Genomic DNA, 10,797 nt, shown 5'->3' with positions numbered 1-10,797 from the left:
TTTTAGGCTTTAGGCTTTAGGTTTTAGGCGTAATTGCATACTTACTCCCGATCTTGCTTGAAAAAATGACCGAGGAGGTAGAGGGAGCCACAGAGGACGGGTTGATGGGTATCGGTTTGACTCATAGCAGCGGTTAGGGCTGCGCTTTCGTCTGGGTGGATCGAAATTGAGTCTAGATCTACGGTTGTGGATCGGGCGATATCTGCGAGTACGATCGGATCGGCGGAACTATGTCCGGGTACGGGCAGTAGATATAATCGCTCGCCAGGACGCAGTAAAGCTTCAAAAATCTCGCGGTGAGATTTGGTCGATAGCATCCCCATTACCCAACTAATTGGGGTATTTAAAGTATCGACATATTGACGCAACGCGATGGCTGCGGCTGGGTTGTGGGCACCATCGATGAGTAATTTATGCCCGTGCCAAGTCATCCACTGAATTCTGCCCAACCAGCGGGTATTTGCCATCCCTGCGACAATTGCTGCGTTGCTAATTTCCCATCCAGATTGGCGTAAAACTTCAATTGTAGCGATCGCAATTGCCGAATTAATTAATTGCATCTCGCCCAATAATGCCAGGGGATACTCAACCCCATCAAATTCGGCCCAAGGCAGTGAATCTGCCGCTGATGAGGTTTGAGAGCTAGAGTCAACTGAAGGTATCTCTACAGCGGGTTTAACCCACGTTGCGGGGCAATTGAGTGCGGCAATGCGATCGGTTACAACAGCAATCGCATCGGGTGGCAGCGTGCCGATAATAGCTGGACGGTTGGGTTTGAGAATTCCGGCTTTTTCGGCGGTAATTTTAGAGATCGTGTCGCCGAGTTGTTGCCAGTGATCGATCGAGATCGAGGTAATGACTGTCGCTAGCGGATTGTCGCAGACATTAGTCGCATCTAATCTGCCACCCAAGCCAACTTCAATCACCGCGATATCTACTTGCGACTGGGCAAAATATACCCACATCGCCGCAGTCACAATTTCAAACTGGGTGGGAGTAGGCGTATTCGGATCGATTGCGGCAATGACTCGATCGAGAATTTCTAGGGCAGTCTCGGTATTAATCGGTCGATCGTTAATACAAATCCGCTCGTTCCAGTTTACCAAATGCGGCGATGTGTAGCGACCGACGCGATAGCCTGCGGCAACAAGCATACTCGATAGATAAGCACAAACCGAACCTTTGCCATTCGTCCCCGCCACATGAATTATCGGCACGGACAAATGGGGCGATCCTAATGCCGCGAGTAAGGTTTGAATCCGGCTCAATCCCAAATTTACCCCAAATTGGTGAAATGGTAGCAAAAGAGTATCGATATCTGAAATTAGATCGGTCACTGAGTCACTAAAAAGTAAGGGATAGGAGTATCGACAAAAGGATCTTAACCGCTCTCGCGCTTTAACGAGAAATACTACAAATAAAGTCAATTTATTTTATTTGCATAAATCAATTCAAACCTTGACGGTGCCTAAAATTGAACATTTCGGATCGACCGAGGCATCATCCTCGATCTAGCTATTCAAAATATTCGATCGGCTCGTGAAAACAACCACTCAGATCCTGGGTACTCTAAATAATAGGAGGACAATAATTGTGAGGTGTTAGGGTACCTCAATATTAACGAGGTGTGACGATTATTGACACAAAATTATCCAAATCTAGAGTAGCTAAGGCTAGATCTGTTGACACAGATTCCAACCGGGAAAACATGAATCAACTTATTGCCACGACCGTAGACCAGTTTTCATTTTCTGCGCGGGGACTATCACAACAACTACTCGAACACACGCACAATGGCGGCGGCTATTGGGAGCATCAATTCGATCGATTTGCCGATCGCCAACAACCATTTTACTGGAATCTGGGCATTGCCAACGGTCGCATCTTGTATTCTGGCAGTAGAGTATGGTCTCCACAAATGTTGCTCAGAGTCGCGGAGCGATATGTCATCCAAACTCATAGCCATGCGGCAAAAATCCAGATCGATCTGCTTAGGCGACAAGTAAAGGCAGGATCGCTCGATTCCGCACAATTATTGGCAGCCATGAAGCAATCGCAGATCGTCAGCGAAGCTCAACTGCAAGCAGCACTGCGAATCAAAATCTTAACCGATTTAGATTTGTACTTATTAATGGGTAGCGGTTCGGCAAAATTTATGGCCTCAGATATCGAAGCTCGGTTGCCAATTAATGGCTTCAACCCGGTAGAGCTATTTGATGCAGCCGCACAGCGGCAGTTGAAATGGATGGAAGTGAGAAAGCAAGTACCTTCGATGAAGTTGTGCCCGATCCTCGATCGATCTGCAATCAAAACAGCCAATCTAGCCGACACTCAGCGACAGCGGATCGAGAGACTAGTCCAGTCTGACAAAACTATCGCCACAATTGCCGAAGAGATGGCCAAAGATTCCCTCGAAGTCGCTCAGATGTTTGCCAAGCTGGGAAAAACTGGCTTGGTCAAATTTAAACCACCCCAGCAACACCAGAGTGCCACTGTGATGGTCATCGATGACTCGCCAGTGCTGCTATCGCAATTTCAGAACTGGGTATCGGCTCTAGGCTACACTGTGCAGACTTGTCAGGACGCTAAAACTGCACTGGGGAGGATTGCTCAGATCCAGCCAGCAATGATTTTCATTGATATCAACATGCCAGAAATTTCGGGATTCGAGCTAGTCAAGCAAATCCGGCAACAGCCAGCTTTCAAGGCAATTCCCCTCGCGATTTTAACTGGAGAAGAAAAACTCTCCAATAAATGGCGGGCGCAGTGGAGTGGGTGCGAGTTTCTCAACAAACCGCTGACTGCTGCTGGCATTATTGATTTTCAAGTTCAGCTTGAAGAGTTGATTCCCCGACTCATGAGTGCATCTACATCCACCACCTAAATCTAAATTTTAAACACTCGATTTTATGCGACTTTTAATCATTGATGATAGTTCTTTAGACAGACATGCATTAGCTTCCTTGCTAGAAATTCTCGGACATGAAGTCGATGTTTGTGCGAGTGCGACAGATGCGTTGAGTGTAGTGGCGGCTGGTAAATACGATTTGGTATTTTTAGATGTAGTCATGCCCGAACAAGATGGCTATAAGTTTTTAAGATCGGTACGACTCAATCCCACGACAGCCAATCAATATGTGGTGTTCTGTTCTAGCAAAAAAACGCCGCTAGAAATCAATTATGGTGTTAAGCGCGCTGGAGCTAATGATTATCTACCCAAGCCAGTCAGTCGGGAAAGTATCGAACAGATTCTCGCCAAAATTCCGGCATAGGTATCGATTTGAGTTTACCCATTTTCGTACCAACCATTAACCCTTCAACCCCCAGTCATGAGTGCTAATACCACCAATTTAATGCCACCAGTTGTTGGTGCAACTGCCAATTTAGAGCAGCGATTTATTCTCACTCAAGTCGAACGGCTCACCCTAGTATTGCCAGCAACTTGGGTAACAGAAATCATCCGAATCGATCGATCCCAAATCCTCGACTTGCCATTTTACGACCCATTACTGGTAGGAATTGCCAATCGTCACGGTCGGATCGTACCGCTAATTGCGACAGATCGACTGCTGGAAGTAGCCACCAGATCTTTACCGGAGCGAGTGGTAGTGGTACTCCTCGAAGATCGCGGCGATCGAGAATTGGGAAATGTGGGCTTAATTGTCGATCGGGCGATCGGTAGTAGTCGGCGAGAGGAATTACCACCAGCACTATTTACTGCCAGCCGAACTGAATCGATGGTAACGATCCGCTCTGACTTAGTGCCGACAACTTTATGGCAACCCAAATATTGGTCGATCGATAACTAGTAGTTCTTGCCTGCTGCAAACTTATTGGTTCCGCTGAGATTGTCGTTCGTGGCAAAATTATGAACCAGCAGCGCATTGCCAGCCCGATCGGATACTCCATACATGTATCCGATCGGGCTGGAATATTTTTGTGGAAAATAATCGAGTGAAGAAACTGCAAATTTAATCGATCTAACGATCCAGCATTTATCTACAGATTTTCCATTCACAAGATGCTCGATATTTATCGTGCTGGAAAGTTTAAAAAATACTAGCTCATTTCGCTCGATCTGGGGATTTGGACGAGATCGGTAATGATGTGCGATCGCGATCGCATCTTTAACAAGATCTCGTCAATCATTCTCTGTGAGCTGGTTTCAGCAGTTAAAACTTCAGTAATATCACGGATGGATTAACCGATTTAGAGCAGATATCTTGAATACATGCTCGTGTAAATCAATTAGCCAATTCGTTAATTTGGATCGTAATTGCTCTGTTCTAGTATGACTTAATTGAATTTCGATCGATCTTTGGCTGTATTGAATTAAACTTGACAACTATTAAAAATGCAAAACTCATTTAGAGCCGAAGATCGATTAGCAAAAACACTCAAGTTAAGCAGCACGGCTTGTGCTGTTGCGGGAGGAGTATTACTTGCGGCCAATCTCGATATTAGTAAGTACGGATTTATATTATTAGCAATGAGTTCTGGTCAAATGTTACTGGCTAGTATCAGGACTAAAGACATGTCAATGATTACTTATTCAGGGTCATTATTTTGCTTTGTCGATTGCCTAGGAGTCTTTCGCTGGATTCTGAAATAAAGACCTATTGGCGATGTTTATAGATATTTATCATAGTTCTCTATTTTAACTCAATATCAATATTTCATTACTTTTTCCGAACATATTATTTATTTTATTTTTAAATTTCCTTGGCGATCGATATGTCGATTACCAATTGGAAACTATCTTTGCTCGAACAGATTAGAATATCATGCTTTGGAATGAGTACCCCGATCGCCTAGATGCTTTTACATTAGCAGCCGCATGTGAAGATCTCCAAGGAGATCCTCCAGGTGAAATCCCTTTTTTTGTCTGGCTATTAGAGAATCCATCTAGTCCATTAAATATGCCTGGAAGTATCGACTTATTGGGACATGACTGCATCCATTTACTATTGAAAAAGGGATTTACTCCAGATGATGAAGCATATATAGTCGGCTTTACAATGGGTAATGATACCAATACAAGCTGGATACATTTACTAATTCTAAAAATTGCTGCTTATTGCTTATATCCATGCAAGTATAAATTTAGTTATTCAGAAATGAAGACCTTCGATCGTGGCGTTCGATTGGGTCGCAGCACTAAAGTTAGAAATATGAATAAATTCGATTGGTCTAAATTAAATCATAAGCTACTCAAGGATATCCGGTTGGAACTCGGATTAGATCTAGATAACTACAGGCAAGAGGCTCAATATTTAGATCTAGATAACTATAGGCAAGAGGTTCACTATGTTTAAAAATAAGTTGCAAATGCTGAAGCTGTTGCCGTAATTGACAATTAAAAATTCCCAACCCTCTATCCCAAGCTAGATAGAGGATCTTCGTTTTATATTACAAAACAAGCATCGTAATACTTAACATAATTTGGGAGATGGCGATCGAAACTATTCTGGTCGTGGGTACTCTAACGATAGGAGTAAGCTTATATATTGGTTATGTCTAATCTCAATCCATCTTCGCCGATTCAAAAAATTCAGCACTTCGTTCGATCGAATTTAGTGGCGACGATCGTCTCCTCAATTAGTCTAAACTTAGTGTTAATTGGAGCTTCGACTTGGAATGTCTGGGATACTTCCCAAGGGCTGAGAGTAACTGTAGAAAGACAGACAGAACTGCAAGATCTCAGTAGTAAGGTCATTTATCTAGATGAAGTCCTCACGATGTCGGCGAATATGCGGGCGAGTAGCGGACAGATAAAATGGGAACAGCGATATAACGATCGTGTCCCAGAACTTGACAAGGTTACAGGTGAATTATTTAAAGATATTCCTCCATCTGTATTAGGAGCTTATCGTCAAATTGATGACTCTAACAAAGCACTAATTGCTATGGAAACCCAGTCATTCCAATTAGCAAAAGAGCAGAAATTGGCTGAGGCTGCTGCGGTGCTGCAAAGTGCAGAATATAGTAATCAAAAGAAGATTTATAGCCAAGGTGTGCAAACTGTAATTGCCAGTGTTAAAGCTGAAGCGAATGCTCGCCTGCAATCCCAACAACTAGCACTGAATTCGTCGATCGTGTTAGCACTAGTTAGCTTGGGATTATTGGTGATAACTGGTATGGGGATCGTCATTGCTGTTAGGGGCTATATTCGCGATCGACAATTGGCTCAAGCCAATCTTCAATCCTCACAAGATAATCTGCTCCAAGTGAATTCGCAGCTAGAAAATGAATCCTTCCAACGGCAAATTCAATCACAATCGACGAGCCAAGAAAACGAACAACTTCAACAAGATATCGGCGAATTGCTAGATGTTGTATGTGAAATCGAATCTGGTAATCTCACCATTACAGCACAGGTAAACGATCGCGCTACCGGGCTAGTGAGCGATACTCTCAACCGATTGATCGAGGAATTGGGCCGAACGCTACGACAAGTATCAGTAGCGGCATACCGAGTCGATGCCAATAGTAAGACCCAAAAAGATCTGGCAGCTACTGTCGCTCAAAGCACCAGCAAGCAGTCTGAAGAAGTCGGTCAAATGTTGCTGTTGACGCGCAATGTCCGCCAGTCAGCCCAAAATACCATGCAGCAGTTGAATGTGACTAATCAATCTTTAGTGACGCTGCAATCTTCAGTTACTGAGGGACAGGGCACGATTTCCAGTCTAGATCGGGAAATTGATGTATTACAAGCTGGGAGCGATCGGATCGTCCAAGAGATTAAAACTCTGGGTGAATTCGTCGGTCTTGCCGACAGGTTTGTACAAGATCAAGGTGAAATCGTGACTCAGACTCAGATTTTGGCACTCAACGCCTCTCTGGTAGCCGCTAGAGCCGCCGAACAGCGCGACCCCAAACAGTTTGCTGGCGTAGCGCGAGAATTTGAATTAATCGCCACCCAAGTCAGTCAACTAGCACAACAAACTAGTGAAGGTTTGGCAAGCCTAGAGCAACGGAGTTCTCAAATTCACCAGGTGGTGTCATCAGTAGATGTCGATGTCCAAAAATTGGGTGGATTGGTGAATACTTTCACCCAAGGTGTCAAACAGGCTAGCGACGTGTTTGCGACGGTACAAGCAGTTACAGCCCAAGTTGTCGAGTCAGGAAATCTGGTTTCTACAGCCAGTCAGCGGATTGTAACCGCAACGGATTCCACAACGATCGCGATCGAATCGATCTCTACTCTCAGTCAAGAAATTTCGCACCAGTCCCAAGATGCCCAAAATTTAGGCGACCAACTAAATATTCTCTCCACAAATCTACTAGAAAACATCCAAATCTTTAAGCTACCAGCCGCACCAGTCACCGAACATAACACCCTAGAACTTGCCATCTAAGTGCATACAACATTGCTGCTGTTGGGTTAAGCCTCGAAACCCAACCTACATTACTCCTTACTTCTTACTCCTTACTCCTTACCCCTTACTCCCATCTCCCATCTAGTAAAATTATGACTCTCGATCGATCGACAATTTCCCCGATAAAGTCCTTTGTGCAAAAGCACCTAGTTAAGACGATTATCGTCTCCACTTGTCTGAATTTGGGATTGACGGGGGCTGCAACTTGGAATGTATATAATACATCACATCAGTTGGAAGTAAATGCCCCCAATCCCAGTACTACATCCGCAAATGAGCTTCAAGCCCAAAGTCAGGCTAGATCGAACGCGATCGGCTTAGAACTACTCAGCCTGGGTCTATCGATCGTGACGGGTGTGTTTATCGTGCTGGCGGTTAGCAGCTATATTCGCGATCGAGAACGAGATCGCCAGTCTGTTGAAACAGTTCAAGCCAGTTTAGTCGCGCTCAACGGTAAACTCCAGCAAGAAGACCGATTGCGATCCGAGCAACAGGCACGATTCGCCCAAGAGAATACTACTCTCCAAATAGACATAGCACATATTCTTGATATTGTAAACTTGCTAGAAGATGGCAATTTGACTATCCAAGCCGATGTCAACGAACGATCGACTGGGCTGATTGGCGATACGCTCAATCGGACGATCGAGTCGCTACACCAGATTATTAGCGTCGTCGTATCTAGTGCCGATCGGGTAGTTACCAATGCGGTGGGACTAGAGGAATTAGCGGTAGAAACCGCTAATCAAGCACAAAACCAAACTAGATCGATCCAACAGATCGAAATGTCGATCGCCCAAGTCAATAGCCTCAGCGAGAACTCCTATCAGCAAGCATTAGCCACTACCGATGCCGTAGAATTGGCTCAAGCCGCGCTGAGTGCAGGTCAGCAAGAAATGAGTGGGATGGCGGATGGGATTGCTTCGCTTCAGCAAGGTACCGAGCAGATTGTCAAACGGGTGCAGACCCTGAATGAATTCGTCGAATTAGCCGCACAGTTTTCCAAAGATCGCAAGCGGGTAGCCGCACTGACGCGAGTACTAGCCCTGAATGCTTCGCTACTTTCAACACGGGCATTAGCAGAGCGCGATCCCGCTCAGTTTGCCAGTTTGGCGCATGAGTTTAAAACTATTGCCGATCGCGTCAATGAATTATCAGAAGACAATAACACCAGTCTGGTTGCACTCCAACATCGTACCAACCAAATTCAAACCGTGACTTCTGGACTCGATCGAGATATCGCCGATATCGATCGACTAGTCCAAAAATTCACAGATGAGATGGGTAAATCGCGTCAGGCTTTTACCAATATTCAACTAGTAACCGATCGAGTCGCCATCGTCGGCGAACGAGTCAGTAGTTCCAGTCAAGATATCATCCAAGTAGTTGGCGATACCCTAACTGCTATCCAGGCGATCGGCGTTATCGCTCAAAATACCGAGTACAAAGCATTAGCAACTCAAGAACAGATTCAAGTCACCCGGCATCTGGCGCGCAATTTACTCGATCGAGTCGAGTTTTTCCAACTGCACGATGCCACGCCTAGCAAGCTTCCCAACTTTTTACCACCCGCCGATTCCACCGTCGTCAAAAATCCAGAAGTGGTATACAAGCTGCTTTTACCCTCTTAGGTTCGCTCGATCGATAACCCGATCGAATTTCCAGCAGACAGTTAATAAATAAGTAGGTAGTTGCAATTATTTATAAAATAGATCGTGCTTGAAACCTAGTTCGTGGGCAGTGCCCACCCTACAAAATATCTACAAAGCTACCGCTGCGCCGATTACAATAACTTACCGCTCATTACTCCCTAATCGATCGATTTACCCAAAATGGCGATGACCCCCGACAATTCAGCCGAAGCGCAGTTACAACAAGAGTTGCGGGAAATGTTTCTCGTCGATACCCAGCAACAACTAGAAACATATTTTGACACCATCCAACAATTGCAACCAGCATCGTGGATTGCCGATATTCAATCGATTTACCGGGCGATTCACACAATCAAAGGTGGTGCAGTTACCGTCGAAGCAAATAGTATGCTGTATGGAGCGATCGCGCTCGAAGATTTACTCTCAGATTTACGATACCTGGAAATTTCACCACCGCTCGATGATGGCGAGTTGGGTAAAATACTACTAGAAGCTGGCGAACTACTGGCTAGTTGTCTGGAACTTTCGGAGCCAGCTAATTATGGCGATCTAGAGGATGGCGAGCGAACCCAGTTGACAATCCAACGACTGCAAACTCTTCACGCTCAGGTTAAAGCACGCTATTTACCAGACTGGAATGAAATGAAGCAAGTTCATCAAGAATTTGCCGAACAGGGTTTTGATTTGGTGGTTTTAGATCTAGAAATGGAATTAGCTAATATTCCAGATCGGGGCGATATTCCGCCGCAAATTATGAGCGCGGCGCAAGCTGCGATCGACCAACTTACATATATTGGTACCGAACTCGAATTAGATCGAGGGTGGACGCTATTACTTCAACGTGGCGAACGGTTAATTGGTAATCCTCATGGATTATTATGGCGATCGATCTGGCTACCATATTTTCAGGTACTCAAAACCTGTATCAAAAATAGTGGTGAGATTAGCGATGCCGAACTCGATCGATTAGATGCTTTGATAATTACTACCGCTGAAGCTAGTCTCATCCCACTTGAATTAGATATTCTTAACGATCCTAGTTTCGATCTCTCCATCGATCTGGGCGATCTTTCGATCGAATCTGCCGCTTTAGGATCGGACGATTTATCAGGCTTAATAAATAATTTCTTCCTGGATGAAGAGATGTTCCCAGTTGCCACAACTGGAGAACCGACCTCAGAGCCAATCGTTGTCGATGCTGTGCCATTAACAATTGAATCGAAGGAAGATTTATCAGGCTTACTAAATGACTTCTTCATCGACGAGGAAATATTCCCAGTTACGACAACTGTAAAACCAATCGAGGAGCCGATCTCGATTGTCAATTATACATCATTGAAAATCGAACCTAACGAAGAGTTGTCAGGCTTATTAGATGACTTCTTCCTGGACGAAGAAATATTTCCAGTTGCGGCAATTACTCTGCCGATCGAGGCACCAGTCATTCTCGATGCTACGCTACTCGCAATCGAACCTAATGAGGATTTATCAGACTTATTAGATGATTTCTTTATCGATGAAGATTTTGAAGTCAATCTACCTAAATCGCTCCAGTTAGAAACATCTAGCTCGGACAATATTACAGCACCAGCCGAATTAGATGAATTTGATTTAATTGCATTAGTTGAAGATGAATTATTTGTAACTACCGAGCCAGTTGTCGCAATCGCAGATCCTCAGATCGTGACTAATGCGGCGGTAGAAGTCAAACGGGGAATTTCGATTCCCGTACCCCTCGAACGACTGGATCGATCGGCCCAACAAGT

At 44.7% G+C, this 10,797-nt stretch carries 9 protein-coding genes; 7 read left to right on the top strand and 2 right to left on the bottom strand.

Annotated features, from left to right (window positions below):
* Positions 1 to 41: 41 nt before the first annotated feature.
* On the bottom strand, positions 42 to 1,337 hold the full coding sequence (locus Q0R35_RS11385) for a folylpolyglutamate synthase/dihydrofolate synthase family protein (protein ID WP_295617837.1): 1,296 nt from the start codon (positions 1,335 to 1,337) through the stop codon (positions 42 to 44).
* Between the two features lie 371 nt (positions 1,338 to 1,708).
* Between Q0R35_RS11385 and Q0R35_RS11380 the strand changes: the two genes are divergently transcribed.
* The 3 genes from Q0R35_RS11380 to Q0R35_RS11370 are packed head-to-tail and all read left to right on the top strand — an operon-like array spanning position 1,709 to position 3,809.
* Positions 1,709 to 2,884, top strand: coding sequence for a response regulator (locus tag Q0R35_RS11380; protein ID WP_295617834.1), 1,176 nt, complete (start codon positions 1,709 to 1,711; stop codon positions 2,882 to 2,884).
* A 25-nt stretch (positions 2,885 to 2,909) separates the two neighbouring features.
* A complete protein-coding gene (locus Q0R35_RS11375) occupies positions 2,910 to 3,272 on the top strand; it encodes a response regulator (protein WP_295617831.1) in 363 nt (120 codons plus the stop codon).
* 57 nt (positions 3,273 to 3,329) lie between these two features.
* Positions 3,330 to 3,809: a chemotaxis protein CheW gene (locus tag Q0R35_RS11370; RefSeq protein WP_295617828.1), complete on the top strand. Its 480-nt coding sequence runs from the start codon at positions 3,330 to 3,332 to the stop codon at positions 3,807 to 3,809.
* Here Q0R35_RS11370 and Q0R35_RS11365 read toward each other — a convergent pair.
* Positions 3,806 to 4,018 carry a hypothetical protein gene (locus Q0R35_RS11365; protein WP_295617825.1) on the bottom strand — a complete coding sequence of 71 codons (213 nt, stop codon included), beginning with the start codon at positions 4,016 to 4,018 and terminating at the stop codon, positions 3,806 to 3,808. The genes Q0R35_RS11370 and Q0R35_RS11365 overlap by 4 nt on opposite strands.
* Positions 4,019 to 4,784: 766 nt before the next feature.
* On the opposite strand from Q0R35_RS11365, the gene Q0R35_RS11360 reads away from it, so the two are divergent.
* From Q0R35_RS11360 to Q0R35_RS11345, 4 genes are all read left to right on the top strand, one after another.
* The gene (locus tag Q0R35_RS11360) at positions 4,785 to 5,315 is read left to right on the top strand and encodes a hypothetical protein (protein WP_295617822.1); all 531 of its coding nucleotides are present in this window, start codon (positions 4,785 to 4,787) and stop codon (positions 5,313 to 5,315) included.
* 198 nt (positions 5,316 to 5,513) lie between these two features.
* Positions 5,514 to 7,358, top strand: coding sequence for a methyl-accepting chemotaxis protein (locus Q0R35_RS11355; RefSeq protein WP_295617818.1), 1,845 nt, complete (start codon positions 5,514 to 5,516; stop codon positions 7,356 to 7,358).
* A gap of 155 nt (positions 7,359 to 7,513) precedes the next feature.
* Positions 7,514 to 9,010 carry a methyl-accepting chemotaxis protein gene (locus tag Q0R35_RS11350; protein WP_295617815.1) on the top strand — a complete coding sequence of 499 codons (1,497 nt, stop codon included), beginning with the start codon at positions 7,514 to 7,516 and terminating at the stop codon, positions 9,008 to 9,010.
* A gap of 207 nt (positions 9,011 to 9,217) precedes the next feature.
* Positions 9,218 to 10,797 (top strand): Hpt domain-containing protein (locus Q0R35_RS11345; protein WP_295617812.1); only part of this gene is annotated, 1,580 nt, incomplete at its 3' end.

Source organism: Chamaesiphon sp. GL140_3_metabinner_50, from assembly GCF_025361915.1.
Taxonomy (GTDB): Bacteria; Cyanobacteriota; Cyanobacteriia; order Cyanobacteriales; family Chamaesiphonaceae; genus Chamaesiphon.
The sequence above is the reverse complement of the archived record's forward strand: the minus strand, read 5'-3'. Positions and strand labels throughout refer to the sequence as shown.